Annotated in this window: 27 protein-coding genes; 12 read left to right on the top strand and 15 right to left on the bottom strand. The window is 42.1% G+C overall.

Annotation, left to right across the window (positions count from 1 at the left end):
• Positions 1-64: 64 nt before the first annotated feature.
• Positions 65-502, bottom strand: coding sequence for a ferric iron uptake transcriptional regulator (gene fur, locus MSG93_RS00285; protein ID WP_004770976.1), 438 nt, complete (start codon positions 500-502; stop codon positions 65-67).
• Between the two features lie 111 nt (positions 503-613).
• On the opposite strand from fur, the gene MSG93_RS00280 reads away from it, so the two are divergent.
• Entirely contained in the window at positions 614-1,012 is a 399-nt protein-coding gene (locus MSG93_RS00280) for an outer membrane protein assembly factor BamE (protein WP_004655148.1), read from the top strand.
• Positions 1,013-1,065: 53 nt separating this feature from the next.
• Here MSG93_RS00280 and MSG93_RS00275 read toward each other — a convergent pair whose 3' ends face one another.
• The 10 genes from MSG93_RS00275 to MSG93_RS00230 form a co-directional block, all read right to left on the bottom strand.
• Positions 1,066-1,389 carry an RnfH family protein gene (locus tag MSG93_RS00275; protein ID WP_324618942.1) on the bottom strand — a complete coding sequence of 108 codons (324 nt, stop codon included), beginning with the start codon at positions 1,387-1,389 and terminating at the stop codon, positions 1,066-1,068.
• Positions 1,390-2,472, bottom strand: coding sequence for a sodium-dependent symporter family protein (locus tag MSG93_RS00270; protein ID WP_009516183.1), 1,083 nt, complete (start codon positions 2,470-2,472; stop codon positions 1,390-1,392). It abuts the gene before it with no gap.
• Between the two features lie 247 nt (positions 2,473-2,719).
• Positions 2,720-3,175, bottom strand: coding sequence for a bacteriohemerythrin (locus MSG93_RS00265; protein WP_004770972.1), 456 nt, complete (start codon positions 3,173-3,175; stop codon positions 2,720-2,722).
• Between the two features lie 284 nt (positions 3,176-3,459).
• Positions 3,460-4,308: a class II glutamine amidotransferase gene (locus MSG93_RS00260; protein ID WP_324618938.1), complete on the bottom strand. Its 849-nt coding sequence runs from the start codon at positions 4,306-4,308 to the stop codon at positions 3,460-3,462.
• Between the two features lie 99 nt (positions 4,309-4,407).
• Positions 4,408-5,184, bottom strand: coding sequence for a GNAT family N-acetyltransferase (locus MSG93_RS00255; protein WP_324618936.1), 777 nt, complete (start codon positions 5,182-5,184; stop codon positions 4,408-4,410).
• Between the two features lie 127 nt (positions 5,185-5,311).
• On the bottom strand, positions 5,312-6,211 hold the full coding sequence (gene argB, locus MSG93_RS00250; RefSeq protein ID WP_324618934.1) for an acetylglutamate kinase: 900 nt from the start codon (positions 6,209-6,211) through the stop codon (positions 5,312-5,314).
• A gap of 13 nt (positions 6,212-6,224) precedes the next feature.
• A complete protein-coding gene (locus MSG93_RS00245) occupies positions 6,225-7,646 on the bottom strand; it encodes a phosphomannomutase/phosphoglucomutase (RefSeq protein ID WP_324618932.1) in 1,422 nt (473 codons plus the stop codon).
• A gap of 193 nt (positions 7,647-7,839) precedes the next feature.
• Positions 7,840-8,292 carry a dUTP diphosphatase gene (gene dut, locus MSG93_RS00240; protein WP_324618930.1) on the bottom strand — a complete coding sequence of 151 codons (453 nt, stop codon included), beginning with the start codon at positions 8,290-8,292 and terminating at the stop codon, positions 7,840-7,842.
• A gap of 23 nt (positions 8,293-8,315) precedes the next feature.
• Entirely contained in the window at positions 8,316-10,355 is a 2,040-nt protein-coding gene (gene rep / locus MSG93_RS00235; RefSeq protein ID WP_005229067.1) for a DNA helicase Rep, read from the bottom strand.
• A 197-nt stretch (positions 10,356-10,552) separates the two neighbouring features.
• Entirely contained in the window at positions 10,553-11,206 is a 654-nt protein-coding gene (locus MSG93_RS00230) for an OmpA family protein (protein ID WP_005256388.1), read from the bottom strand.
• A 380-nt stretch (positions 11,207-11,586) separates the two neighbouring features.
• Here MSG93_RS00230 and MSG93_RS00225 point away from each other — a divergent pair, with 380 nt between their 5' ends.
• The 7 genes from MSG93_RS00225 (at position 11,587) to MSG93_RS00195 (ending at position 16,683) form a co-directional block, all read left to right on the top strand.
• Positions 11,587-12,504 carry an acyltransferase gene (locus MSG93_RS00225; protein WP_324618925.1) on the top strand — a complete coding sequence of 306 codons (918 nt, stop codon included), beginning with the start codon at positions 11,587-11,589 and terminating at the stop codon, positions 12,502-12,504.
• Between the two features lie 24 nt (positions 12,505-12,528).
• Positions 12,529-13,587 carry a preprotein translocase subunit SecA gene (locus tag MSG93_RS00220; RefSeq protein ID WP_324618923.1) on the top strand — a complete coding sequence of 353 codons (1,059 nt, stop codon included), beginning with the start codon at positions 12,529-12,531 and terminating at the stop codon, positions 13,585-13,587.
• A 117-nt stretch (positions 13,588-13,704) separates the two neighbouring features.
• On the top strand, positions 13,705-14,424 hold the full coding sequence (gene minC / locus MSG93_RS00215) for a septum site-determining protein MinC (protein ID WP_005283982.1): 720 nt from the start codon (positions 13,705-13,707) through the stop codon (positions 14,422-14,424).
• A gap of 65 nt (positions 14,425-14,489) precedes the next feature.
• Positions 14,490-15,302 (top strand): septum site-determining protein MinD, encoded by an 813-nt coding sequence (minD, locus tag MSG93_RS00210; protein ID WP_005229058.1) that lies wholly within the window; start codon positions 14,490-14,492, stop codon positions 15,300-15,302.
• Positions 15,303-15,304: 2 nt separating this feature from the next.
• Entirely contained in the window at positions 15,305-15,577 is a 273-nt protein-coding gene (minE, locus tag MSG93_RS00205) for a cell division topological specificity factor MinE (protein WP_004655180.1), read from the top strand.
• 125 nt (positions 15,578-15,702) lie between these two features.
• Entirely contained in the window at positions 15,703-15,990 is a 288-nt protein-coding gene (locus MSG93_RS00200) for a PA4642 family protein (RefSeq protein WP_005283978.1), read from the top strand.
• 156 nt (positions 15,991-16,146) lie between these two features.
• Positions 16,147-16,683, top strand: a complete 537-nt coding sequence (locus tag MSG93_RS00195) for a hypothetical protein (RefSeq protein WP_324618914.1) — start codon at positions 16,147-16,149, stop codon at positions 16,681-16,683.
• Positions 16,684-16,752: 69 nt separating this feature from the next.
• Here MSG93_RS00195 and rhtC read toward each other — a convergent pair whose 3' ends face one another.
• Positions 16,753-17,370: a threonine export protein RhtC gene (gene rhtC, locus MSG93_RS00190; protein ID WP_324618913.1), complete on the bottom strand. Its 618-nt coding sequence runs from the start codon at positions 17,368-17,370 to the stop codon at positions 16,753-16,755.
• 128 nt (positions 17,371-17,498) lie between these two features.
• Positions 17,499-20,582 (bottom strand): DNA translocase FtsK, encoded by a 3,084-nt coding sequence (locus MSG93_RS00185; RefSeq protein ID WP_324618911.1) that lies wholly within the window; start codon positions 20,580-20,582, stop codon positions 17,499-17,501.
• 252 nt (positions 20,583-20,834) lie between these two features.
• On the opposite strand from MSG93_RS00185, the gene trxB reads away from it, so the two are divergent.
• From trxB to MSG93_RS00165, 4 genes are all read left to right on the top strand, one after another.
• Complete coding sequence (trxB, locus tag MSG93_RS00180; protein ID WP_005283969.1) at positions 20,835-21,785, top strand: thioredoxin-disulfide reductase; 951 nt, start codon at positions 20,835-20,837, stop codon at positions 21,783-21,785.
• A 132-nt stretch (positions 21,786-21,917) separates the two neighbouring features.
• The gene (locus tag MSG93_RS00175) at positions 21,918-23,474 is read left to right on the top strand and encodes a class I SAM-dependent methyltransferase (protein WP_324618908.1); all 1,557 of its coding nucleotides are present in this window, start codon (positions 21,918-21,920) and stop codon (positions 23,472-23,474) included.
• A gap of 86 nt (positions 23,475-23,560) precedes the next feature.
• Entirely contained in the window at positions 23,561-24,292 is a 732-nt protein-coding gene (aat, locus tag MSG93_RS00170; protein ID WP_324618906.1) for a leucyl/phenylalanyl-tRNA--protein transferase, read from the top strand.
• A 28-nt stretch (positions 24,293-24,320) separates the two neighbouring features.
• Positions 24,321-25,136, top strand: a complete 816-nt coding sequence (locus tag MSG93_RS00165; RefSeq protein WP_324618904.1) for an arginyltransferase — start codon at positions 24,321-24,323, stop codon at positions 25,134-25,136.
• On the opposite strand, the gene rimI is transcribed toward MSG93_RS00165, so the two are convergent.
• Together rimI and MSG93_RS00155 are read right to left on the bottom strand one after the other, a co-directional pair.
• Entirely contained in the window at positions 25,122-25,571 is a 450-nt protein-coding gene (gene rimI, locus MSG93_RS00160; protein ID WP_005283959.1) for a ribosomal protein S18-alanine N-acetyltransferase, read from the bottom strand. The genes MSG93_RS00165 and rimI overlap by 15 nt on opposite strands.
• A 104-nt stretch (positions 25,572-25,675) precedes the next feature.
• A complete protein-coding gene (locus MSG93_RS00155; RefSeq protein ID WP_324618900.1) occupies positions 25,676-26,560 on the bottom strand; it encodes a metal-dependent hydrolase in 885 nt (294 codons plus the stop codon).
• Positions 26,561-26,660: the final 100 nt, after the last annotated feature.

Genomic DNA, 26,660 nt, shown 5'->3' with positions numbered 1-26,660 from the left:
TTGTAACCTTCCCTTTTTATTTGTTCATTTTTCGTGAACTTTAAAAATGTTAACTCAACTCAGCTTATTTTTTACGATAAGCCTCTTGGCATTCTGCATCGCTGCAATAGCCGTAAAGATTTAAAGAATGGCCCGTTAAGGCAAATTGATGCTTATCAGCAACCGCATGTTGCTCTTGCTCAATAATATCATTTGTAAATTCAACAACTTTGTTACAGTTCAAGCATACAAGGTGATCATGATGATCTTCCTGCATGATTTCAAAAACAGAATGGTTGTTTTCAAAATGGTGACGCTGAATGATACCGGCAGCTTCGAATTGTGTTAACACACGGTAAACCGTTGCTAGACCTACATCTTCACCTTGCTCAAGCAAAGTTTTATAAATATCTTCAGCACTTAAATGATGTTGTTTTGAATTTTCTAATAATTCCAAAATCTTAATACGAGGAAGGGTAACTTTAAGTCCAGCTTTGCGTAAGTCTTGATTGGAAATCGGCATAAAAAAAGGTCTCTCAACAAATCTTAAGTTGGAATAGGCAATAGAGTTTAGATGCAGTATGATCTATCCTTGAACCAAATGCATCATCATTTATCAGGATAGTGTAGCAAAATGCAAAAAATCATGCTGGCGTTGTTCGTCACTTCAGTACTTAGCGGTTGTTCAGTCTTTGGTGTTTATAAAGTCGATATTCCACAGGGAACACCATTAACCAAAGCACAAGCATCTCAAGTACAAGTGGGCATGAGCTTTCAGCAAGTCCGTTTCTTGCTGGGTAGTCCAACAGTGACAGATCCACTGAATCCACAACGTTGGGACTACATCTACAACTACATCCCGGGTACCTATGCGAAAAAAGCAAAAATACCTGCGGCACACGGCCAGCATTTGAAAGTTTATTTTGATGCGAATGGTAATGTCGAACGTCTGGAAGGCTTGGATACGATTCCAGAATCACAACCTGGTTTACCGGCATCAAAAGAAGCGATTTTGACTGCGCCCCCACTATAACGGCTTTGCCGTAAAAAGAAACCCCTCATCGAGAGAATCGTGAGGGGTTTTCTTTATGAGCTTGATGGTCTAAAGCGATTACCCTTGATAAATCGTCCAACCGGATTCTTTTCTGCCCGTTTCCGACGGATATCTTTGGGATTAATGGTTAAGGGACGATAGATTTCGACCCGGTCCCCGGCCTGTAGCACAGTCTCAGCTTCAATCTTGCTACCAAAAACTCCCAAATGTAAAACTTCTGGCAGGCCCACCTGCTCGGCTAAGCCACTGGCATCAATCGCCTGCTGAGCCGTCATTCCCTCACTGAATGCAACCCTAAGATGGAACTGCTGCTCAGATGTGGTGTAAGCCACCCAGACTTGTTTGATCGGTTCCATTTAGATCACTTGCCCGATCACTGCAATAATCGCGACCACAATTGAAAGGGGTAACACAATACGGATCGCAATACGCCACAGGTTATAGAACAGCTCATTGCTAAAGCCCATGGCTTTACGCAGATGACTGATCTTCATGATCCAGCCCGCAAACAAGGCATAGATCAGGCAAATGACCAGGCCCCATAGCATCAATACAGTATTAAAAACTTGCTCAACTTGAGGCACTGCCCATACTGCAACAGCTGCAAGTAAAATTGCCCATTGCACTACAACCGCCAGCTGGCGCTGCGCCAGTTGCTCTTTTGCAAACTGGATTAATAAAGCAGCTGACATCAGGGCAGCAAAACCCCAGGCCAACGCAGGCAACTGAGCCTGAATCGAGAAGAAGCCAAATGCAATCACGGCAAGCAGTTGAGCTATCCAGATCGGCAATACTGAAGTGGTTGCAGCTTCCTGCTTTTTCACTATCGCCAGACTACTCTGCCAATATAAGCCCAAACCTAGACCACTTGCGACCAAGGCAAGCACGGTGGCATTGCCCCACTCGCTAAACTCCACACCTGTCCAGTGCCAAGCCTGTAACTGGGTACCCATCACATTAGCAAGAACGAACGCAGCAACCACACCAATAGTGGTCAAAGCAATCAGGAATTGACGGGGAATAAAAGAAAGTGCAAATGCCACAAGCGCAAGAATCGCGAACAGGATCTGACTCGAAATATTAGATGCCAGTTGCGCATTCACCACATGGCTTGCAGTGCTTAATACGCTACCTGCAAAAAACGGGACGAAAACAACTGCTAACCAGCCAACCAGACGCCATTTGGGTGAAGCATCGGCATCACGGGTCAGGCTTGAAAGGGCTTGCAATGCAGTAGTTTGTGAGCGCTTTGCTAAAGCGATTTCAAGATAGCCGATTGGCAGTGCCAATAAAATCATGGTCCCTAACCAGAGCAACCAGAAATCGAATTGACGATCAATCTGGATACCCACCGTCGGTGCCAATGTGGTAATCATGACAAAAGATAGGCAAAACGCCATCACTGGGGCAAACCAGCGTGACAGAGTTGTGTCCTGCATAATGCATTCCTTGAAAAATCTTTGAACTCATTGCGCTTTATGGTGTTTGCAATGAAATATTCAATCTATTTTGCCTTTCTCACGCTTGAAAATCAAAACAAAAGATCGCAAAAGAAAAAAGCAAATCACCTCGTCAAGATGATTTGCTGCGCACCAGTTATTATTTTATTCATTCGACCCCCTGTATATCACTCATACCAACCTTATTATTTTTTATAACAAGGGATCTTTTTTTATTATCTTATTATTATGAGAAGAATCGAGAAAACCAGTTCTTCCCTTTTTTCTTTTCATTTTCTTTAATAATGCCAATCATATTTTCTTTGACAGCACCGACATAATCGGCATCATCATGACGAATATGATTAATCAACCACTTTGATAGTGCTTCATGTAGCTCACTATCAATTTCCTGCCCCAATTCAAAACGCTGACGATAAGTCTCTATCTTTTTGATAAATAAGTCATGTACCCGTTTATGCGGCACACGATATTTATAATTTGCTTCTTCCTGCAAGCTTTCTTCAAAGGTAAAATGAGACTGGGTATAATCAATAATATTATCCAGAATCCCCTTTAACTTTGCACGATCATCGTCTTCTTTTAATTCATCAATTTCATTAATATAATCTAGAATACGACGATGTTGATCATCGATCACCTCGATTCCTGTATTATATTCGACAGACCATTTCATACCCATATCGAACCCCAAACCATATTTGATTTATTGAATACGGATATAATATCGGTAAAGTATTTAAATAAAAACGCAGCATTTTTGTCAGGTATGCATTTTTTATTAACAAAACATAATAAACTATTGTTTTATATTTAATTTAATATTTTTACCGATCAAAACACTCAAGTATTTTTTAACCAGTAAGAAAAACTATCTATCTAATTTTATTGATATAACCAGAAAAATGAGTACTAATTTTTTTAATAAAAACAGTTAAAACATATATTCTGGTTATATCTTCGATATTAATATTGGTCTGCTTTAGTGATTCGTTTTAATGCAGGATTTTCTGCCTCGCGGATTAAACGCTCGACTCGGGTTAAAGCATGCAAAATCGGTTTGCCACACTGGAATAAGATCATTTCCCCAGGCTGGTAGGCAGTCCACGCTTCGTTATGCGTTAAAGGTTCTGTGGTAATCACTGCCACACGATCGTCAGGCGTCGTGACCTGACTAAAATCAACTTCGACATCGAGATCAATTAAGTGTGCATGCTGGAAAGGATATTCGCGTACCAGCCAGTGCAATTTGGTGGTGGCATAGCTATACAGCGCCTTGCCATTAGACAAGCAAAAATTGAAAGTTCCATGCTCGGCAATTTGTGGAGAAATGCACTGCAATAATGAAAAAATTTCTTCTAGACTTGGCTCGGTATAACCAAATGCCTCAACCATCTGATCGAGTAAATAGCAAAATGCCAGCTCACTATCAGTATTGCCAACCGGTTCGAATCGACCGCTTAATTCAGGTTTAAAGTCATGTAAATCGCCATTATGGGCAAAAATCCAGTGTCGGCCCCACAACTCTCGCAAGAAAGGATGTGAATTTTCTAAGTTGATTTTGCCTTGGGTCGCTTTACGGATATGCGCAATGACATTGCGGGACTTGATCGGATAGTTACGAATCAGGTCGGCAATCGGAGATTCAACTGCGGACTGGTTATCGACAAATAGGCGGCAAGCCTTATCTTCAAAGAATGCGATACCAAAACCATCACAATGATCAGACGTGACCCCTGCTCGTTGGGAAAACCCACGAAACGAAAAGGTAATATCTGTCGGGGTAGCACAATTCATTCCTAATAGCTGGCACATATCTTTTAACTATCTAACATCTATGCCTATTGTGCATGAGGTTGAGATCGCTTGTAAATCTGAATATGTGCTCACTATTAGATTAAGAATGATAAAGCACTAACGCTGCACCATTTTGTTCATCACAAAAGACATGGCAATCTTGTTCACTTCCAGAAACACAAAATAATCCAGACATTTAAAGTCTTCATCATAAAATGCCTGTTTTGAAAGTTTCGACTGCATGCCCAGATAGGTCTGGAATAGTTTTGGCATGCGCTCATCCTGCGGAAAGCTATATTCAGGACGTTCTGGTTCAAATATACGCTTTGAACGGATATCAATACTTTGATGCTCACCCAGTTGCTGAATCTGGCGATGGGTATAATAAGCACGAGCCAGATTATCATCTAAATGAATACTGACACAGCCCATTAAATATTTGGCACGCATTGACCATAATACTTTAGGCACCAGATTTAACCATAGCATGGAGAGTGCTTTACCAGAACGAAATTGAGGGTGAACACAGGTTCGACCAATTTCTAAAACACTCGGTAAATGTGATAAATGTGGAACAATTTCGAATTCTTGCGCACTGTAGCTCTGCCCGATTTCATGGCCTTGAAATAATTTCAAGCGGGTATAGGCAACAATTTCACCTGTCCACTTCTCACGTAAAACGGCATGTTCACAGCCAAAATCATACAGGTCCTGATCTAAACCGTCTTCAAAAGACATGCCAAACTGATGGCTAAATTGCGTCGCTCTAAAACGTTGTACATCTTGTAATTCTTTTAAATTATCCACCCATTCAAAACGGAACTGGTTTTGAGCTGGTTTGTGGCGTAAAGGTAAAGTCAATGTCTGACGATATTGATTTAATTTTTCTAGCATAATGAATGCTCCTTATGACTAGCTTTACCTTAAAGCGCGTAAATGACATTGAGATGACTAAAACATGAACAACACATGACGAAAAAAAGAGGCCAATTTAAGGCCCCTTTTGTTTTCATCAGCAGAATTAATGCTTGACGCGATTGGTAATTAAAGTCCCTACCCCATGATCGGTAAAGATTTCCAACAAACTTGCATGCGGTACGCGTCCATCAACGATATGCGCACTCACCACACCACCTTTTACCGCATCGAGTGCACAACCCACTTTTGGAATCATGCCACCGTAAATCACACCGGTTTCAATCAAGCGGTCAACTTCTTGCGTAGTCAGGCCTGTCAACAGGTTCTTATTTTCATCCAGTACACCACTGATATTGGTCAATAAAATCAGTTTTTCTGCACCTAATGCTTCTGCAACTTTTCCAGCCACAAGGTCTGCATTGATATTATAGGTATTGCCTTCTTCATCGACACCGAGTGGTGCAATCACAGGAATAAAATCACTTTGAGTAAACATTTCAAGGACGTCGGTTTTTACACCTGTGACTTCACCCACCATGCCCAAGTCAATTTGCGAAACGGAACCATCCGCTTCCTGCTTTTCCATCAATAACTTACGCGCACGCAATAGGTTGCCATCTTTACCGGTTAAACCGATGGCACGACCACCATGTTTGTTAATCAGGTTCACGATCGATTTATTGACACTACCGCCCAATACCATCTCAACCACTTCCATGGTTGCTTCATCGGTTACGCGCATGCCATCAATACGGTCAGATGCCTGCCCGAGACGTTTTAATAATGAATCCACTTGTGGACCGCCACCATGTACAACGATCGGGTTTAAACCGACTGTTTTTAATAACACGATGTCACGGGCAAATGAACTTTCCAGTTCAGGATCAGTCATCGCATTACCACCATATTTTACAACCAACGTTTTTCCTGCAAATCGTTGGATATACGGCAAAGCTTCAATCAAAATTTTTGCTTTATCAATGCCGATATGTTCATGTGGCATGCGTCTCTCCTTATTAAGCCTGTGCGAGTTCTTGTGCAATCTGTGGATAATGATCTTGCAACATGGAAACAAACTTCTGGCGAATATCGATTAACCGGTCCGGATTGTCTGCATCGAAGCGGACGGTAAAATATTCACCCGTATTTGATGCTCGAATAATGCCAAAACCATCGTCAAAATCAAGTCTTACCCCATCTATTTTACTTAAACGTGCGCCTAGACGGTGACTTAAAATCTCTATTTCATTTAAAACCTGTTGCGGGTTGGCATCATGGGTACTGATATAAGTATCTTCTGTACAGTAACGTTCAGGATAAATACTCAGTAATTCAGACAAGCTTTTTGCGGTGGATTGGGTCAGATATTCCATTACCCGCAGGGCCGCATAGAGGCCGTCATCATAGCCATAGCCACGTCCGTCATTAAAGACATAATGGCCTGCATATTCTCCGCCAAAAACGGCCGCACCTTTGGATTGAGATAAATAGGCCCGTAAGAAGCTGCTGCCGGTACGGATCATTTTGGCCTGACCTGCCAGTTGCTGAACCGTATCCGCCACCATACGCGAGCATTTCACATCAAATACAATTTCTTTTTGCGGATGCTGCTGTAAACAGATTTGTGCAAATAGGGACAACAACCGGTCAGGGCTAATAATATTTGCCTGCTGATCCAGCAATACAACCCGATCACCATCTCCATCCAGAGCAATACCCAGTTCCGCCTGCTCTGACAGGATCACAGCCTGTAACTGTTTTAAATGCTCGGCATGGGAAGGATCGGGTGCATGATCAGGGAAATGTCCATTGGCTTCGCAACGTAATGCGATCACCTCACAGCCTAACTTTTCCAGCACTTGTTTTGCACAACGGCCTGCCGAGCCATGTAAACCATCCAAAGCTACTTTTAAGGGACGTGCCAGATGAATATCATCAATTAAGGACTGTTGGTAAGGTAAACAATATTGAGAAATGATCTGATGCGGTCGGATATCGGCGGTGAAATTTTCATTTGCGGCTGGTTGGGAAATCTGGGCAAGCTGTCCAACGGATTGAATCATCTCTGGACTCGGAGGCTCCCCTTTGACAATCCATTTAATGCCGTTATCGGACTTTGGATTATGACTGGCGGTGACCATAATGCCATTACCCCCAAAATCACGAGCAATGTAATACATCATTGGCGATGAGCAGCAACCGATATTGGTGACTTGCAAACCCTGTTGCTGAAGAACGTGCTGAATAATTTCAGCATAATGAGGACTACTTAATCGCGCATCATACCCAACCACAACCTGATGCTGTCCAGCATTTTTATAGTGTAACGCCAGGGCATGCGCAATTGAACAAATAATATTTGGCGTTAAATTTGAAAGTTTTCCGCGAATATCGTAGGCACGGAAAATATTCAAAGGAAAAGTTTGTTGTATATTCACAGCAAGCCCCTATTTTTATAATCATTCTGATTATGCAAGATGGCGAAATTATTAAGTAATTAACTAACCCTTGTTCAGAAAAATTAAAATAATTAATCAGTTGCTTTGTAATATACTTTAAACAAACAATCAATATGAAAAATGCAACGTTTTCCAGTAAAACATTGCATTTTAAGTGATATTTACCGGAAACTTATTGTTGACCGGTATGTCCAAAACCACCCGCACCACGCTCGGTAGCCACAAATTCACTGACTTGTTCAAACTCGGCTTGTACCACAGGTACCAGCACATATTGTGCCAAACGCTCACCTGGCTCTAAACGGAAGATATTTTGACCACGGTTCCAGACCGAGACCATCAATTCGCCTTGATAATCCGAATCAATCAAACCGACCAGGTTACCTAAAACGATTCCGTGTTTATGGCCTAGACCTGAACGCGGCAAAATCAAACCTGCAAAGTTTGGATCTTCGATATAAATCGCCAAACCGGTTTTCACCAGAACCGTTTCACCTGGTGCAATATCAATCGCTGCATCTAAACATGCACGTAAATCTAAACCTGCCGAACCTGTGGTGGCATAAGAAGGCAAAGCCCACTCTTGACCTAAACGCGCATCTAATACTTTAACTTGGACTTTCATTACAACTTCCTACTTACAAACTTTTATCGTTTCAACAGTGCTTTTAAATTGGCAAGATACTGCTGCGCCTGCTCTTTTGGATCTACATTCGGTGCCAGTTTCTTTTTACGGCCATGCCATTCCAGATCATCTTGCGGCATTTCATCTAGGAAACGACTTGGGGTCATCTGACGCATTTGTCCACCGTTCTTACGCTGTTCAGCCAGTGTCAAAGTTAAGCCCTGACGCGCACGGGTAATGCCCACATACATCAAACGGCGTTCTTCTTCGATGGTTTCCGATGCAATCGAGTTCTTATGCGGTAACAGTTCTTCTTCCAGACCGATCATATACACATAAGGGAACTCCAGACCTTTTGCCGCATGCAACGTCAACAAGTTCACCTTATCGGTGTCTTCTTCTTCCTGTTGCTGCTCGAGCATATCCAGCAATACCAGTTTACGAATTACACTTTCAATATTTTTCTCATCGACATCATCGGTTCGATTCAACAGATTTTGAATACTGCTATACAAACTTTCGATACTGTCGAGCTTGGTTTTTTCCTGGGCAGGTGTCGCCGCCTGTTCGCGGATATAATCGATATAGCCCGCTTCATTGATCATTTGACGAACCTTTGGCATCGGCTCATCATCATCAAGTAACTCACGGGTAAATGTCGCGATAAAATCTGCAAACTCATGTAATTGGGTGGCCGCTTTCTTCGGCAACACCATGCTTAAACGCTGATCAGACGATGCCGTAAGCAAAGACAGAGTATTTTCCTGGGCAAATAAACCGAGTTTTTCCAAAGTCACCGGGCCAATGGCACGTTTTGGCGTATTAATAATACGCAAGAATGCACTGTCATCTTCTGGGTTAATGATAAGACGTAAATAGCTCATCACATCCTTAATCTCGGCACGCGCGAAGAAGGACTGACCACCCGACAATTTATAAGGAATCTGCATCTGGCGCAGTTGGGTTTCGATCACGCGGGCCTGGAAGTTACCACGATACAAGATCGCATAATCTTTCCAGTTTTTACCGTTCATCAATTTATGCGTGATCAGGTCTTTGACCACGCGTTCTGCTTCATCATCGTCATTTAGGCAGGTAATCACGCGAATACTTTCGCCATGCCCTTTATCACTCCACAATTTCTTGTCGAAAATATGCGGGTTATTCTCAATCACGGCATTGGCCGCTTTTAAAATACGGCTGGTCGAGCGATAGTTCTGCTCAAGCTTAATCACTTTGAGATTATGGAAGTCTTCTTTCAATAACGCCATATTTTCAGGCTTGGCACCACGCCATGCATAAATCGACTGGTCATCATCCCCTACGGCAGTGAACTGCCCCATCACCCCAACCAATAGCTTGACCAGAGTATATTGCGCAGTGTTGGTATCCTGATATTCATCGACCAGCAAATAGCGAACACGGTTTTGCCATTTATCCCGTACTTCAGCATTTTCCTGAAGTAAACGTGTCGGCATGACAATCAGGTCATCAAAGTCTACCGCGTTATAGGCCCGCAAGTTACGCTCATACAGCTGATAAAGATGGGCAAACTGGACGTCTTCAACCGTTTCACAAGTTGAATGGGCTTGTTCTGGAACGATCAGGTCGTTTTTCCAGTCCGAAATTTTCTTCATTGCCTTGGCCAGCAGTTCTTTACTCTCTGCCCCTGACAAATTGTCACGCTGCATCAAATCCATCAGGATTCGCTTACAGTCGTCCGCATCTAAAATAGAGAAGTTGTTTTTAAGCGGTAAATGTTTTAATTCAAGACGGAGTAAATTCAAACCAAAGGTATGGAAGGTCGAAACCGAAAGTCCTTTTGCTTCTTCACGTGACAGTAATTTACCGACACGCTCCTTCATTTCACGTGCAGCCTTATTGGTAAAGGTCATTGCGGTAATACGGTAGGCTGGAATGCCACATTGCTGTACCAGGAAAGCCACTTTTCGGGTAATCACCGATGTTTTACCCGAACCTGCACCTGCGAGTACCAACAAAGGCCCCTGAACATATTTCATGGCTTCAAGTTGCTTGTCATTAAGTTGACTGGCAGATGACATTGGTTATTCCTCTCTCGTTTCCGAGCCTGATTTTTCGAGCACAATTATAGACATCTATGTTTTAGAAACCCAATAGTAAATCTAGGGATATGTATAAATTATGATGCCTTGTACAAATGCTGCGCCACGGCTTGTCGCCTGACTGGATAGACAATAAAAAAACCACCCGAAGGTGGTTTTTTAGAAATCAGTAAAAATTACTGTTTTGCATAAATGCTGATTTCTACACGACGGTTTTGCTCTTTACCAGCAGCAGTCGCGTTTGAAGCGATCGGGTTAGAAGAACCATAACCTTGTGCATCGATACGGCTAGAAGATACGCCTTGGTTAGCTAAATAGTTTTTAACTGATTGAGCACGTGCTTGAGATAATGGGATGTTGATTGAATCGTTACCGGTATTATCTGTATAACCAGTTACCAAGATCGCACTCTTGTTATCTTCACCTAAAGTTTGCGCTACTTTGTTTAAAGTGCTGTAGAAGTTAGGTTTGATGTTTGATTTGTTGGTATCAAAGGTAATGCTACCAGGCATGATTAACTGAACAGAACCATCTGGGTTACGGCCTACTTCTACGCCAGTACCAGCCATTTGCTCACGTAATTTTTTCTCTTTATTGTCGAGATACAAACCACCAGCAGCACCAAGAACAGCACCGATTGCCGCAGCACGGTTGTTTTGTTTACTTGTATTTGCATTACCTTTAGATACGCCATAACCTGCTGCTGCACCAATTAATGCACCTAAAGCAGATTTGTCATATTCTACGCCACCGATGTTATTACCAGTCGTTTGGCAACCAGAAAGTACCAATCCAGCCCCTACGAGTGTTGAAATTACTAATGCACGCATTGCGTAGCTCCTGTCTATGTATTTTGTTGTCTGGACAAATAATGAATGAGAAAACGGCCCTAGACCATTGATATTTTGTTAATAATAAACACTTTATTTGTATTTTTGTAATATTTTGATGCATTTTACTTGAATAAAGCATCACAATTTCTTCATGTTTATGCTTTTCACACAATATTTTTTTTATGTGACACTCATCACATGGATACCTTTTCTGATCTCAACCTGGGAAAACCGGTATTTAATCGGAAAAAGTAGCATTATGCCGTTTAAATATATAAAAATTGTCAACATCTGAAAATATACAGTTGTATTTCAACATCTGTTGTTTATAGTTGGAACATCTCATTTTTCAAACCTCTGCACTCAAGGCTCGATTTATGTCTAACGCCAATAAAAAAGCGTCCTTATTGCAAAAAGTCAGTAAAGGATTAACCGTTAGTTCAGTGATTACAGGCAGTACATTTTTTCATGGTCCTCCTGTCCTGGCATTAGGTTTAACCAAATTATTTAAAAAATCATCAAAAGTAGACGAAACCAATATTCAGATCACCAACAGCTGGCTCGGGGTAAATAACTGGTTAATTGATAATGTATTGCCAGATTTACACTGGGATATCAGCATTGATGAAAACCTTGACCTGAATTTGCAGGGCCGATATATGATGATCTGCAACCATCAAAGCTGGGTCGATACCACAGTCAATCAATATTTTGGCCTAACCCGTATGCCGCTGACCCGCTTCTTTACCAAATGGGAACTCATTTTTATTCCATTTGTCGGGCAGGCATTCAAAATCCTCGGCTTCCCGATGATGAAACGTCACACCAAAGAGCAAATCGCAAAGAATCCGGAACTCAAATCGCGTGATATGCTGGAAGCTCGTAAAGCCTGTGAACAGTTACTCAGTCAACCGTTTACCTTACTGAATTATTTAGAAGGGACTCGCTTTACCCCTGAAAAACATACTGCACAGCAATCCCCTTATCAGAACCTGCTTAAACCTAAAGCCGGTGGTCTGGCTTTAGCACTGAATATTCTCGGCGATAAAATTGATGCTTTGGTCGACATGACCATTGTTTATCCAGACGGTGCGCCGGGTTACGGCGAATTCTGGCTCGGTGATGTGTCTCGTATCGCTGTAGATTTACGTAAGATTGAAATTCCAGACTGGGTACTGGGTGGTCATTATGAGGATGATCCGGTTTACCGTGAGCGCTTCCAGAAATGGGTGGACCAGATCTGGACTGAAAAAGATCAGCTGATTAGCCAGATGAAAGCCAAATACCAGCAATAGTTGCACAAGGAATTGTAGTAAGACATGACCCAGCCGGACTCAGGAAACAACTCTAAATATAACTATGTCAATCCGAACAGCAAGTTCTTCAAGCTGTTTCTGGTCTATGACATTTTTATGGTCTTTATTATTGTTTTTAACCTGTTCTGCTTGGGCATGAACTTTTTCCTGATGAGCAATATTGGGAGCTGGTTTTTTAATACCATCCAGCTTCCGACGGTGCTGGAGTTTTACCGGACTCACCTACACCCGTGGGTGATTACCACCGAAGCCTGGTTTATTATCTTTTTAATTGTTGAACTGGTGATTCGCTGGTTTCTGTCGATTGTGCAAAAACACCATGCACGCTGGTGGTTCTTTCCTTTTGTGCACTGGTATGAAATTCTGGCGATCATTCCCTATTTCCGTTTTTTACGTTTGTTCCGTGCAGGCGTGATTGCTTACCGTTTATATGAACTCGGCTATAAAGTCGTACCAGACGGCATCCGCATCAAAGCCGTGTTTTATTATCGTGTAGTCATGGAAGAATTATCAGATCGTGTTGTGATTACCGTGATTGACGGAATCCGTCATGAACTGCAAACCAGTTCGCATCATAAAAAAATTATTCATGATCTGGTCGATCATCATCGACAACTGTTTACGGTGACCTTGGCCTCGATGCTACAGGAGTCGCTTGCTGCAGCATTACAACAACAGCAACCTCTGATTACCCAGAAAGTTGGCGTTATTGTCAATCAGGCCATTGAAGATACGCCGGAACTGACGCAACTGTTACGCTTGATCCCGATTGTTGGGGGAAGAATCGAGCAACAGATTCAAAGTATTGGTCAACGTTTAGGTGAAAATATCACGGCTGGTTTGATTGATCCTTTTATAGCGGGATCAGCTCAGCGACCAAATGCAAATTATCAATATATTGCCGAGCAGGTCAGCCAGTTAAATATTGATAATCAATATCTGGAAGAACTGGTCGAATCGGTGGTATTTGAAAGTCTGGAAGCGATCAGAAAACAAGTAAAAGTGAAGCAATGGCAGCAAACTTTGCAAGAAACTGATCAATTGGATAAAAAAGCAGAATGATTACAAGAAAAATTACCAATCGAGCTAGAGAATTCGTGTAATTTGTTCTAGCATTTGCTTTTATTTACAACTGCTTTAACACATATAGAGCGCTTAAAAAGCCCTGAAGGATAAATTATGGCTGATATACGGATTACGGGCAGAATGGTGAATTTTAGTCGACTCACGTTCGACACAAATGACCATAATGCAATCCGACAGCAACTTACCAGCACCCTGAATGAAGGTTCCTATATCGGTACCCTGGTCATTATTGACAGTACGGTTGAGCAAGAACTGATTGCCTTGATTCAACTCTTGATTGATCTGGGTTTACAGCCGATGGCGGTGATTGACGGCATCTTGGGTGATGAAGCCCGCGCCATTCAATTCCCGGTACTACCTGTCGATCAGCCGTTGCAACGTATCAAGGCCTCAAAAGAACAGGTGGTTGATCCTGCTCCGGCAAAAGCTGCAGATAATTCAGCAATACAAACACCACAAAAAAACACATCGAATGCCTATATCAGCTCGTATCATGATGAAATTTTGCGTACAGGCCAATGTTTGGTGCAAGATCAGGGTGATATCATTTTAAATGCAGGCATGAATAGTGGTTCGGAAGTGATTGCATCTGGAAATATTCACATTTATGGCAATGCTCGTGGTAGAGTCATTGCAGGTGCAGGTGGACAAGCTGCAGCACGTATTTTCTGCCATTCGCTAGAAGCCGAACTCATCTCGATTGCAGGGACCTATTGTGTAGCCGATGATATTCCCAAAGATATGATCAAAAAGTCTGTACATATTTATTTAAATAACAAGCAAGAACTTGAATTTGAGGCCTTGCAGTTTTAATTTATCTCATTAAACACCAAAAAAGCCCTTTTAGGGGCGTATGACCATAAATAGGAGTGGATTCGGTGGCCAAAATTGTTGTCGTAACGTCAGGCAAAGGTGGTGTAGGTAAAACTACAACAAGTGCATCTTTTGCAACAGGTTTAGCCCTACGTGGTCATAAAACTGTTGTGATCGATTTCGATGTGGGTTTGCGTAATCTTGATTTGATCATGGGCTGCGAACGCCGTGTAGTTTATGACTTTGTCAATGTCATCAATAATGAAGCTCGCTTACAACAAGCACTCATCCGTGATAAAGATATTGAGAACTTATATATTCTCCCTGCGTCACAAACCCGCGATAAAGATGCATTGAGTGATGATGGTGTGGCACGTGTGATCGACGAACTTTCGCAAGAATTTGATTACATCATCTGTGACTCACCTGCTGGTATCGAGCGTGGTGCGATTCTAGCCATGTATCATGCCGATGAAGCGATCATTGTGACGAATCCTGAAATCTCATCAGTACGTGACTCTGACCGTATTATTGGTATGCTTGATAGCAAGACCAAAAAAGTTGAACAAAACGAAGGTCGTATCCGTAAGCATTTATGTATCACCCGTTTCAATCCGGAACGTGCGGATAAACAGGAAATGTTAACGATCGACGATATTTCTAAAGATATTTTACGTGTGCCGACTTTAGGGGTAATTCCTGAGTGCCCAAGCGTACTTCAAGCATCAAACGAAGGTAAACCAGTGATTCTGTATTCAGATGAAAAAGCTGGACAAGCCTATGATGACTTAGTGGCTCGCTTCCTTGGCGAAGACCGTCCTTATCGACACATTGCAGTACAGCCAAAAGGTTGGTTAGCTAGACTATTTGGAGCGTAATTATGGCAGGATTCTGGAGTAAACTTTTTAGCAGTGATGAAAAACCATCAAGTGCACAAACTGCCAAAGATCGTTTAAAAGTTATTGTTGCATCTGAACAAGGCTTGGGCCGTCGCTTAGGCCAGGACAAAATCGACCAAATGAAAAAAGAAATCATGCAGGTCGTCAGCCGTTATGTTCGTGGGGTGGATGAACAGCATATTCAAATGCAGGTTCGTTCAGAAGCAAACATTGAAATGCTAGAAATGAATATCAATTTACCTGAAGATCGTTAGAAGTTTTTTCATTAGCGATTTTTCGTAAATAAGGGCAAAATACGTCGCAGAATTTGAAAAGTATGACTTTTCTCATCCTGCCTCATATTTTGCCTTTATTATTTTATAAGACTGAGGAGATTGTCATGGCATTATCACAGCCAGCAACTTTCAATGAAGAATGGTCAGATGAGCGTGTGTTTGCCTACCTTAACCAGCTTCCTCCAGCTGGCGTAAATGCCGACTTTCATGTGCTCTACCATGCCTTCAAACATATGCGTCCAAATGATTATGAGCGCTTGCTTACCAAGTTCCTGGCAGATGGCCGTGACTTGAATGCTACCAATCCTGAAGGCCAACGCATTCATGATGTGATTGCACAATTTCCTCGCCAGAAAGCGGGTTTTCTGGAAGTTTTAGCGAAATTTGCTTAATCAACGCTACAATAAAGGCCACATAATTTATCAATATCAATAAATTGAAGCGTAAATTATGTGGTTTTTAATTAAAATAATGATATTTCTTAAATTCTCTGATAAATAGATTGCCAATAATACAATTTTTATATTTTAGCTATTCTAACTAAGACCATGACTGATCAAAACACAACTGTAATTAAAACTGATCCTGTAAACCATCATTTAGCCGATTTAACCATCATTAGCCTAAAGAAATTTATCTTTTTATCAATTATTTCTTTAGGGTTATACGAGCTATGGTGGATTTTTAAGGCATGGCGCTTTTTCGCAATTAAAGATCATTTAAATATCATGCCGGCTGCCCGAGCTATTTTTTCCATTTTCTTCTTATATTCCCTGTTTAAGAAAATCCGGGAATATGCCAAAGCGCAAGGCGATGTTCAGGAGTTTTCTGCAGGCTGGATGTATATCGGCTATATCCTTTTCGCCTTAGTATTCGCCAACTTACCAGATCCTTACTGGTTAATTTCATCAGTCAGTTTTATGTTCCTTATTCCCGCTTTTGTAACCCTTAATCATGCCAAAAAACAGGATGATCAACTTAATGCGGTGATACAGGAAAAATTTAATATTGCCCAAATTTTTGTGATTATTATTGGGTCTATCTTCTGGATACTCTTATTGATAGGTTTTTTTCTTGAAGTTTAAGGGTTAAAAAGACCATAAGATTAGCGTATATCATAAAGCCTGCATGATGCAGGCTTTGTTATCCCTGAATTAGCGGCTGCCGATCAGATAAATACCGAGTAAGGTAAATATTCCGCCTGATACTCCATCAATCCATTTGGCAAAGTTTTGGTATGCATTGCGAAATGTCGGCAGAGAAAATACAAAAGCGACCAGGACAAACCATAAAATCGTTTCAATCGAAACAATAATAAAAAGTAAAGAATGATGCTGGTCAAATAAGGGATTTGCCAGAAACAGTGAGAAGACACTGCCAAAGTAGATAATGGCTTTAGGATTGGAAAGATTGGTCAACAAGCCTTTCATAAAAAATAAATAAGGTGACTGAGGTAAGCTTATTGGATTTATGGTTTGGTTATTTTTAGAGAAAGCAGAGCGAAGCATTTGAAAACCAAGCCAGCACAAATATAGCCCGCCAGCGATCAACAGTCCTTGCTTAAGCCATGCCATTTTTTCAAAGATGATATTGAGTCCCATTAAGGCAAGCAGTGACCACAACATTGCTCCTAGACAAATACCCAGTACCACCAGCAAGGCTTCTTTACGCGAGCGGCTAATTGCGGTTTGTGAGACTAAGAAAAAGTCAGGTCCAGGTGTAATCAAGGCACAGAAATGAATAAAAATGAGTGTAGTTAATGCAACGAACACGACTCACCTCAAGGTTGAGATTTTAAAGCGCAAGCTTAAATAAAAAACGTGATTTTTACCATATAAAAATTTGAAAACCTAAAGCAAAAAAGCCTCGATAACGAGGCTTCTTTTAGATGATATTTGGGTTAAATCAGAATATCCCGTTTACCATTGGCACCCATCGAGCTGACGATGCCATTTTCTTCCATCTGGTCAATGATTCGCGCTGCACGGTTATAACCCAGGCTAAATTTACGCTGTAATGATGAAGTCGATGCTTTTCGAGTTTCTAGAACGAAAGAGACACATTGATCATACAGCGCATCTCGGCTTGGATCACCATCCCCATCTTCAAAACCACGCGATGTAGGCTCTTCATCAAATGGCGTAAGAATCTCATCCACATAATCTGGTTCACCACGTTCGCGCCACGCGTCACAGATACGGTTCACTTCATCATCACTAATGAAAGCACCATGGACACGCTCAGGTTCAATTTTACCAGGGCCAAGAAACAGCATATCACCATGACCGAGCAAGTCTTCTGCCCCACCCGCATCCAGAATGGTGCGTGAATCAATCTTACTATTGACACGTAATGCCACGCGGGTTGGAATATTCGCCTTGATCAAACCGGTAATTACATCCACCGAAGGACGTTGTGTGGCAAGTAACAGGTGAATCCCCGCAGCACGCGATTTCTGTGCCAGACGGGTAATCATTTCTTCAGCCTTTTTACCGACCTGCATAATCATGTCGGCAAATTCATCGGCCACGATTACAATGGAAGGTAACGGCGTTAAACGCGGTGCACGCTCACCCACAACTGAATCACTGGCTTTCCAGGTTGGATCAATCAGATCTTCACCGTTGGCAATTGCTTCTTCGACTTTACGGTTATAGTCACTAAGCTTACGGATTTTCAGGAATGACATCAGTTTATAACGGCGTTCCATCTCATTGACACACCAGTTTAATGCGCTAACCGCATCTTTCATGTCAGTGACAACAGGTGTGAGTAGATGAGGAATATCGTTATAGTTGGCCAATTCCAGCTGTTTTGGATCGATCAGGATCAGGCGAAGCTGCTCTGGTGTATATTTCAATAACATCGATAAAATCATCGAGTTCACTGCAACCGACTTACCCGAACCTGTGGTCCCCGCAACCAGCATATGCGGCGCTTTACCAAGGTCAGTAATAACAGGATTGCCTGAAATGTCTTTACCCATCGCCATAGAGAGCATACCCGCAGGGTCTTCAAACGCTGGCGTTTTCAACAACTCAATCAAGCGTACCATTTCACGGCTGCTATTCGGCACTTCAATTCCGATATATGGTTTTCCTGCAATCACTTCAACCACACGGACCGATGCCATCGACATGGAACGTGCCAGATCGCGGGAAATATTGGTGACTTTAGAGGCTTTTACACCAGGCGCCAAATCCAGTTCAAAGCGTGTTACTACGGGTCCCGGCTGGGCTTCGACTACCTGAGCCTTAACGTTAAACTCTTGTAGTTTGATCTCTAAAAGTTCAGAAAGACGGGCTAATTGCTCGGCAGTAAAATTGACCTTTTTATTTGGATCAACCTCATCCAGCAATTCCAGACCCGGTAAGGTCGGCAGATCATGGCGTTTTTGCGCGACTTGCATGGCGCGTGACATTGGTCGGCCAAAGGCATCGGTTAAAGGTGCATCCAGATCAAAATCTTCTTCAAGATCAAAGTCTGGCTCGGGTTCAGCTTTACCTGCTGTTTCTTGCCATGCTTCAATAAATGCTTCTTTAGACAAAGCTTCTTTCGGTGCAGACTTCACTTCAATCGGTGCTTTGACGAAAGCAGATGATTGCGCATAACTTGTGGTCCGTGGAGCAGCAGCATGTTCACGCTCCTCTTCAACCAGAAGATCATTGAATTCACCAAATTCCTCTGCAACAGCATGCGGCTTTTCCTCGTGTACGGTATTTTGTACAGTAGCAGGAGTTTGAGCAGCATTGTTCTGATTAGATTCATGAATCAGAGCTTCAATGTCTGCCTCAAACTCGTTTTCCTGCTCAACCGGTGTATGTGGCATTGCCGGAACGTTTTGCGTGAATGGCGTATGCGCATCTGTAGCAGTTTTACTATTCGGTACCGCGGCCAACAGCTCATCAAAGATCTGGTCATCATTCCAGTCCAGATGGCTAGAATTGGCTTGCTGCATAACTGCTTCAGCGTGGGCTGAGGGTTCAAGTGCTGTAGTCATCTGAGCTGACTCATCAGCAGCACGGAGTAATGCATCAATCTCCTGTTTATGACTGGCATCATCACGTTGTAATGCACGCCATACTTCACCTGTTTTGACTAAACGCTGACTTTCAGTTTCAAATTGACGTGCACGTTGTAAGGTCTGTTCGAACTCTTCATCTGGCACAGTCGCTGGATGTGGCTCAGCGCTTTGTTGCTGTTCTTTCGCCACCACATCGGCAAATAATTTTTCAGCCATGAGTTGATGGTGTGAATCATCAATTTTAATCAGCTTGGCCTGAACCTGATTGGTTTTGCTCTGGTTTGTATTAGCCTGACTCTCGCTCTCTGCTTGAGCCTTGGTCGTGACCGCTGGTGTTTCAGCCGGCGTCAACTGTTCGGTTAAATCATATGCAGATTCATTTTGCGGCACATTCTTATAGAACAGGTCTTGCAAATACGCAGGCGTATTCTTCAAGGTTACCCAGGTTTTGTTCCATTGAATCCCAAAAGCCAAAGTCAGCAACAAGATACTGAAAGCGAGTAAAAATAAGGTCGCGCCATAAATCGTCAGCAATTGAGAGAGACTTCCCCCCAACTCATAACCGATAATACCGCCAGCGGCATTCTCCAGCGTATCTGCCGGCATATTCCAATGTAGATACAACAAACTTGAAATTGAAAGAATCAGGAAGAACTGGGCAGCATAACGAAATGGGCGGTTCAGAAAGCTTCTCGGCCACCAGACCTGAATTGCTTCTATAAACAGGAATAAGGGAATAAGCAGGCTTGCCCATCCCAAAAAGCCAAAGAGTAAATCTGCGATCCAAGCACCGGCCACACCGCTTGCGTTCGAAACCTGCTGGGTATCGCTGGAAATATGCATCCACCCCGGATCAAACGGTGTATAGGTGACTGTGGCAAGAAATAAATAAATGCCAAAGGAAATCAAAAATAATGTCATTAAAAAGCGTTGTGCATAAACACTTGACACCGCAGTCATATACAGTCCTGTAACCCAATTCGTTATTTGTTGGTATCTTTTAAGGCCTAACTTACCTTAATCAATAAGTTTTATATTATGCACTCGTTCTTACAAAAAAGATGCACGATTATTTACTGTTGTTGTTAACATTCTGCACGGATATAGCCCAATTCGATTGAGTTAATCAATATTATCCGGATCGATTTGCCCCACTCCCCTCTCGATTCACGTATAATTTTAGCAGTTTCAATATAAAAAGGATGTTCTTTAATGAGCGCTCGTCACTCACGGTTAATTATTTTGGGTTCTGGTCCTGCAGGTTATAGTGCGGCAGTCTATGCAGCACGTGCGAATCTCAAACCGACACTCATTGCTGGTATACAACTTGGTGGTCAGTTAACCACAACCACTGAAGTTGATAACTGGCCTGGTGACCCTGAAGGATTAACTGGTCCTGTACTGATGGAACGTATGCAAGCCCATGCAGAACGTTTCGGTACAGAAATCGTCTATGATCACATCAATGAAGTTGATCTTAAGACTCGTCCATTCGTGCTGAAAGGTGATATGGAAGAGTACACATGTGATGCGCTGATTATTGCAACGGGGGCAACCGCACAATATTTAGGTCTTGAATCTGAAGCTGCCTTTATGGGTCAAGGCGTCAGTGCCTGTGCGACCTGTGATGGTTTCTTCTATAAGAACCAGAATGTGATGGTGGTTGGTGGCGGTAACACTGCCGTTGAAGAAGCACTGTATCTTTCTAATATTGCAGCGCATGTCACGCTGGTGCATCGTCGCGATAGCTTACGTTCAGAGAAAATCTTGCAAGATCATCTTTTTGCCAAAGAAAAAGAAGGCAAAATCAGTATTATCTGGAACCATCAGGTCGATGAAGTCTTAGGTGACAATACCGGTGTAACCGCTGTTCGTATTAAATCGACCCAGGATGCAAGCACTCAGGATGTTCAGGTTCAAGGTCTGTTTGTTGCAATCGGTCATAAACCTAATACCAGTATGTTTGATGGACAATTGAACTTACGCGATGGCTATATCCAGGTACACAGTGGTACGGCGGGTAATGCCACTGCGGCTTCAATTGAAGGTGTATTCGCAGCGGGTGATGTTGCGGATAGCGTTTATCGTCAAGCGATTACTTCAGCGGGTTCAGGCTGTATGGCAGCGCTTGATGCAGAAAAATATCTCGATAATTTAAACTAATTAGGCCAAAATTTAAAAACCACCAGTCATTGGTGGTTTTTTTATGCCTGCCTCCCTACAATCAAAATGATGTCTTTCTAAACAAAGTTATTTTCTAGACAGAAATATATTGATGAATAGGATGGATAATAAATGACAACAAGCTGGACCAATGGCTATCAAACTGAAGTGAATTATACCTATGGTTATTATCGAGATCTTAGTCCGAATTTCCAAAAGTTTTGTTTATTACTCAATGGAATCGACAGTCCAGACTTTCAGGAAAACCAGAATCACTGCGAACTTGGCTTTGGTCAAGGCGTTAGTATCAATATTCATGCCACTAGCAACCAATCCAGCTTTTATGGCAGCGACTTCAATCCAGCACACGCCGCACATGCCAATCAACTGGCGGAGCAAAGTAAGGTTGAGCATTATTTCTATGACGACAGTTTTGAAGAGCTACTCAACCGTCAGGATTTACCGATGTTCGATTCGATTAGTTTACATGGGATCTGGAGCTGGATCAGTCATGAAAACCAGCACATTATTTTAAAATTTATACGTCAGTTCTTAAAGCCCAATGGCATTGTCTATATCAGCTATAACTGCCTCACCGGCTGGGCAGCCAATATGCCGATCCGTGAACTGTTTCATAGTCATTTTAAATTTAATAGTAAAAGTACCAATCCCTTACAAAAGGTCAATGAAGCCCTTAATTTTAGCGAAGAACTATTAAAACAAAATCCTATTTTTGTTCAACGTAATCCTAATACCGCTCATAAAGTGGCTGATCTCAAGCAGCAAAATCCCAATTATTTAATTCATGAGTATCTCAATCAGGACTGGCAGTGTTTTTCGTTTCAGCAAGTCGTTCGCATAATGGATGAAATTAAATTGTCATATGCGGGTTCAACGGATCTAAGTACTCACTTAGATAACATCAATTTTTCTGAACAACACCAAGCATTTTTAAAAGCAATTGAACACCCGATTTTTAAACAGCAATGTCGTGATTATTTTGCCAATACTCAATTCAGACGCGATTTATTTATCCGTGGCAAAAATAATTTAACCCCCTTACAAGTTCAAGAACGTTTGAGAAAAACTGCCTTTGTCTTACTGACCGCCAAGGAGAAACTGCCTCATAGTATCAATGGACTTTTAGGTACATTTAATTTAATTGAAGAAATTTATACGCCGATCGGAAATAAATTTTCAGAGGAAAATTATCGTCCAATCACCATTGCCGAACTAGAACAAAGTTTTCCTGAACTGAATTACGCCCAAATTCTCAATGCTTTGGTGATTTTATCACATCTAGGTTTGGCTCAGCCTTGCCAGACACTGGAACCGAATAATGAAATACTGCAACAAAGTCATCGCTTAAATCATTATTTATTAGAACAGGCGAGTTTTCATCAAAACTATAAGGTCTTAATTAGCCCAATTACAGGTATCGGAATTCCGACGGAGCATTTCCATCAACTGTTCTATCGCGCACATTTCATTGATGGTTTAGCGTCAGTAAGTGACTTTGCACATTATGTTCAGAATGTCATCAGTCAGTTAAATTGGTTGGTTTTAGACAGTGATGGAAAATCCATTACTGACCGAGAAAAAAGTCTCGAAGTTATTCAAGCTAAAGCACAGCTTTTCTTGGATAGTAACAAACTACAAATTGCGAAACAGCTACGCTTATTTAATTAAAGCTGTTTTGGGAATGGTAGCTCCAAAGATTGCCATTCCTACCCAGTTCAGTTAGTTTAGAATCATTCCTATTTACTTTGTTTGCTATGCAATCACTTCCCCCTTCTCAATATATTTTTCCAGATCCTGTAGAAGCCGATCCTGAAGGCCATGGCTTTATCTGTATTGGTGCTGATCTTCATCCTTCTACCTTATTTGAAGCCTATACACATGGTCTGTTCCCCTGGTTCAATGCAGATGAGCCGATCTGTTGGTGGAGTCCTGAACCGCGCTGTGTGATTGAACCACAGCAATACAAGCCCAGTAAGTCACTCATTCGCAATATGAAAAAGCATGATTATCGAATCACCGTGAATCGTGCTTTTGAACAGGTGATTCGTTCCTGTTCCTTACCTCGCAGTTATGCCAATGAAACCTGGATCAGTGAAGACATTATTCAAGGCTATTGTGACTTATTTAATGCCGGTTATGCCTATAGTGTGGAAGTCTGGCAGCAAGAGAAACTGGTGGGTGGTTTATATGGCGTCAGCATCGGTAAAGGCTGTTTTGGTGAGTCGATGTTTAGCACTGAAACCGACGTGTCGAAAATGGCATTCTACGCCCTGATGCTGATCGGACGGGAAAACCAGCTGCCGTGGATTGATTGCCAGCTGGTCAATGACCATCTTTTAAGCCTTGGTGCGAGTACACTTTCTCGCCAAGCCTATCTTAAATCGTTACAAGATGTAATTATTGCCCCCTCTATCAATTGGAAAAGTTATCAAGAACGTGTATTTTCAAGTAAAACAATAGCAGTTTTTGCCACATTAGACGGTTAACGGATTAACACCTTGGAGGGACAGATTAATGAAATTATACCAACCCAAGTCCCTTTTAAATGACTTACAGTACTACATTACCCCACCGCATGATTGTAGTTATCTCGATAATAAATCTGCGCGGATGGTCTTTCTGGACCCGATTCACCGTATTGATGTGGTGACATTGTCAGAACTTTCTCGTGTGGGTTTTCGTCGTAGTGGTGATTTTGTCTATCGTCCTGAATGTCACTTATGTCGTCAATGTTTATCCTGTCGTGTTCCCGTGCAAGAATTCAGCATGAATAGCAGTCAGAAAAAGGCTTGGAAACGCAATCAAGATTTACAAATGAGTATTCTGCCGACCTCGCAGGCCACTCAGCAACATTACGATTTATACGAACGCTATATTAATGAACGCCACTCAGATGGCGATATGTACCCTGCGAGTCTGGACCAGTTTGAAAAATTTCTGGTGCATAGCTGCACCGAAAGCTTCTTTATAGAACTATGGAAAGACCAGAAATTGGTCGCGGTCTCCACCTGTGACCTGATGGATGATGGACTGTCAGCGGTTTATACCTTCTTCGATCCAGATGAGCAGCGCCGTTCGTTAGGGGTGTTCGCAATCCTGAAACAGATTGAATATGTCCGCAGTTTGAATCTGGAATATTTATATCTGGGTTATTGGGTCCCGCATTCAGATAAAATGAATTATAAATCGCAATATACCCCACTGGAATTATTACTGGATGGTCAATGGCGCAGACTCAACCGCCCACTCGCAGACAATGAAATCCAGCAACTCGGGAATTCATTAATGAGTACATTGCCTTCCGAGTGGAACAATTTAATTATTAAATAACGCTGCAAAATCATCAGTGCATGTCTTGACCATAATCACGGCATGCTCTCTTGAGCCATCAGGGTTTGGATAATAATTCTTACGTAAGTCAATTTGATGAAAACCTGTTTTTTCATACAAACGAATTGCGGCTGTATTACTTTCACGGACTTCTAAAAAAATCTGGATTGGATTGTTTTTTAATTGCTGGATAGATTGGTCCAATAATTTATAACCAAGACCCTTGCCCTGCTGACTCGGATGGATCGCCATCAACAATAAATTAGCCTCATCCAAAACGGGCTGCAGAATACAAAAACCGACCACCTGATTAGCCTGTTCGTAAACCGTACATTGATATGAAGCTAAAGACTCCTGAAACTGCTGCTTATTCCATGGATGGGTCTGGACCAAGCGTTCAATGGCTGCCACACTTTCCAGATCACTGTCTCGCATCAATCGAATCACAAGTTAACACTCTAAAAATTACTGTGGCAGATTATCGACAATTTCAGCTGAAAATTGAATAAAAAAATGGGCAGTTTTACTGCCCTTGAACATTAACTTGGATTAAAGCCCAATTCAGCCCGCCATTTATTCAGTAGTTCGGTCGTATCGTCATCATTGGGATGAAATTTCGGTCTTAAGAAAGACAGCAATGTTGGAATCTGACGTGTCATAAAGCCTTTATAACCATACATAAACTTCAGCATGTACTTGGTATCACGCCAGGTCAGTTTGCCATCTACCTGCAGTAATTTTGCAGTGAAATAAGATTGGGTAATAAAGATCAGCCCCATGGCAATCACCAAGGCCAATGAACGCATAAAATAGGCTTTAGCACCCTGACCATACATCGACTCATACACATCAAAAGCGACGGCCTTATGCTCATTTTCCTCTACCGCATGCCACATCCATAGGTGGTACATGGTCTCATCCATAAACATGGCCTGGATATCCGGATTACTCAATAACTCTTCGGCAATGGTCGAGGTAAAGTGTTCTAAAGCACAGGTCCCGGTCAAACTGATCATTTCTTTGGTGAAACCAAAAGGTTTCAGGAGTTTCGAGGTTACTCCAATGGTTCGGTTAATCAAACGGCCGGTTTGTGCTTCCATTTTACGGACATTGTATCCATAGGCCTGGGCAGATGCATTGAAAGCCAAATGCTCTTTTGAATGCATCGCTTCCTGACCGATAAAAGCACTGATTTCTTTCTGCAACCTCGGATCTGCCAGTTTAGGATCATTACGGACTGCACGTGTGCTATTGACAAAGAATTGCTCACCTTCTGGAAAGAGTGCTGAAAGCGCAGTCATAAAATGGGTTAAGGCAGCATCTCCATTGGCCCAGTAACGTGGTACTTCACCAAATTCAAAATCCATTCGGCGTACAGGGAAACTGGCGCCAGCTCGGTTTGAAATATTGACTTTAGCATTCATACCCTTTTCTCCTATCCGTGAATATTCTTGATAAATCATGCTGAATAGTTCATTTATACGCCCTTTTCAGTCGTTCTCATAAGTGCAGATAAGGTCAGAA

The organism is Acinetobacter sp. IK40, from assembly GCF_035615075.1.
GTDB lineage: Bacteria > Pseudomonadota > Gammaproteobacteria > Pseudomonadales > Moraxellaceae > Acinetobacter > Acinetobacter courvalinii.
This window is presented reverse-complemented; position numbering and strand designations above follow the sequence as displayed.

What these genes read in the sequence shown, in the direction of transcription:
- MSG93_RS00255 (WP_324618936.1), bottom strand. Translation starts at nt 5,184, where the DNA reads ATGCTAGAAAAATTAAATCAATATCGTCAGACATTGACTTTACCTTTA.
- MSG93_RS00265 (WP_004770972.1), bottom strand. Translation starts at nt 3,175, where the DNA reads ATGGGTATGAAATGGTCTGTCGAATATAATACAGGAATCGAGGTGATC.
- minE (WP_004655180.1), top strand. Translation starts at nt 15,305, where the DNA reads ATGGCAGGATTCTGGAGTAAACTTTTTAGCAGTGATGAAAAACCATCA.
- dut (WP_324618930.1), bottom strand. Translation starts at nt 8,292, where the DNA reads ATGAAAGTCCAAGTTAAAGTATTAGATGCGCGTTTAGGTCAAGAGTGG.
- MSG93_RS00175 (WP_324618908.1), top strand. Translation starts at nt 21,918, where the DNA reads ATGACAACAAGCTGGACCAATGGCTATCAAACTGAAGTGAATTATACC.
- rep (WP_005229067.1), bottom strand. Translation starts at nt 10,355, where the DNA reads ATGTCATCTGCCAGTCAACTTAATGACAAGCAACTTGAAGCCATGAAA.
- MSG93_RS00195 (WP_324618914.1), top strand. Translation starts at nt 16,147, where the DNA reads ATGACTGATCAAAACACAACTGTAATTAAAACTGATCCTGTAAACCAT.
- MSG93_RS00275 (WP_324618942.1), bottom strand. Translation starts at nt 1,389, where the DNA reads ATGGAACCGATCAAACAAGTCTGGGTGGCTTACACCACATCTGAGCAG.
- MSG93_RS00280 (WP_004655148.1), top strand. Translation starts at nt 614, where the DNA reads ATGCAAAAAATCATGCTGGCGTTGTTCGTCACTTCAGTACTTAGCGGT.
- MSG93_RS00165 (WP_324618904.1), top strand. Translation starts at nt 24,321, where the DNA reads ATGAAATTATACCAACCCAAGTCCCTTTTAAATGACTTACAGTACTAC.
- MSG93_RS00155 (WP_324618900.1), bottom strand. Translation starts at nt 26,560, where the DNA reads ATGAATGCTAAAGTCAATATTTCAAACCGAGCTGGCGCCAGTTTCCCT.
- fur (WP_004770976.1), bottom strand. Translation starts at nt 502, where the DNA reads ATGCCGATTTCCAATCAAGACTTACGCAAAGCTGGACTTAAAGTTACC.
- MSG93_RS00225 (WP_324618925.1), top strand. Translation starts at nt 11,587, where the DNA reads ATGTCTAACGCCAATAAAAAAGCGTCCTTATTGCAAAAAGTCAGTAAA.
- minC (WP_005283982.1), top strand. Translation starts at nt 13,705, where the DNA reads ATGGCTGATATACGGATTACGGGCAGAATGGTGAATTTTAGTCGACTC.
- rimI (WP_005283959.1), bottom strand. Translation starts at nt 25,571, where the DNA reads ATGCGAGACAGTGATCTGGAAAGTGTGGCAGCCATTGAACGCTTGGTC.
- aat (WP_324618906.1), top strand. Translation starts at nt 23,561, where the DNA reads ATGCAATCACTTCCCCCTTCTCAATATATTTTTCCAGATCCTGTAGAA.
- MSG93_RS00200 (WP_005283978.1), top strand. Translation starts at nt 15,703, where the DNA reads ATGGCATTATCACAGCCAGCAACTTTCAATGAAGAATGGTCAGATGAG.
- MSG93_RS00220 (WP_324618923.1), top strand. Translation starts at nt 12,529, where the DNA reads ATGACCCAGCCGGACTCAGGAAACAACTCTAAATATAACTATGTCAAT.
- argB (WP_324618934.1), bottom strand. Translation starts at nt 6,211, where the DNA reads ATGCCACATGAACATATCGGCATTGATAAAGCAAAAATTTTGATTGAA.
- MSG93_RS00270 (WP_009516183.1), bottom strand. Translation starts at nt 2,472, where the DNA reads ATGCAGGACACAACTCTGTCACGCTGGTTTGCCCCAGTGATGGCGTTT.
- MSG93_RS00230 (WP_005256388.1), bottom strand. Translation starts at nt 11,206, where the DNA reads ATGCGTGCATTAGTAATTTCAACACTCGTAGGGGCTGGATTGGTACTT.
- MSG93_RS00185 (WP_324618911.1), bottom strand. Translation starts at nt 20,582, where the DNA reads ATGACTGCGGTGTCAAGTGTTTATGCACAACGCTTTTTAATGACATTA.
- trxB (WP_005283969.1), top strand. Translation starts at nt 20,835, where the DNA reads ATGAGCGCTCGTCACTCACGGTTAATTATTTTGGGTTCTGGTCCTGCA.
- MSG93_RS00260 (WP_324618938.1), bottom strand. Translation starts at nt 4,308, where the DNA reads ATGTGCCAGCTATTAGGAATGAATTGTGCTACCCCGACAGATATTACC.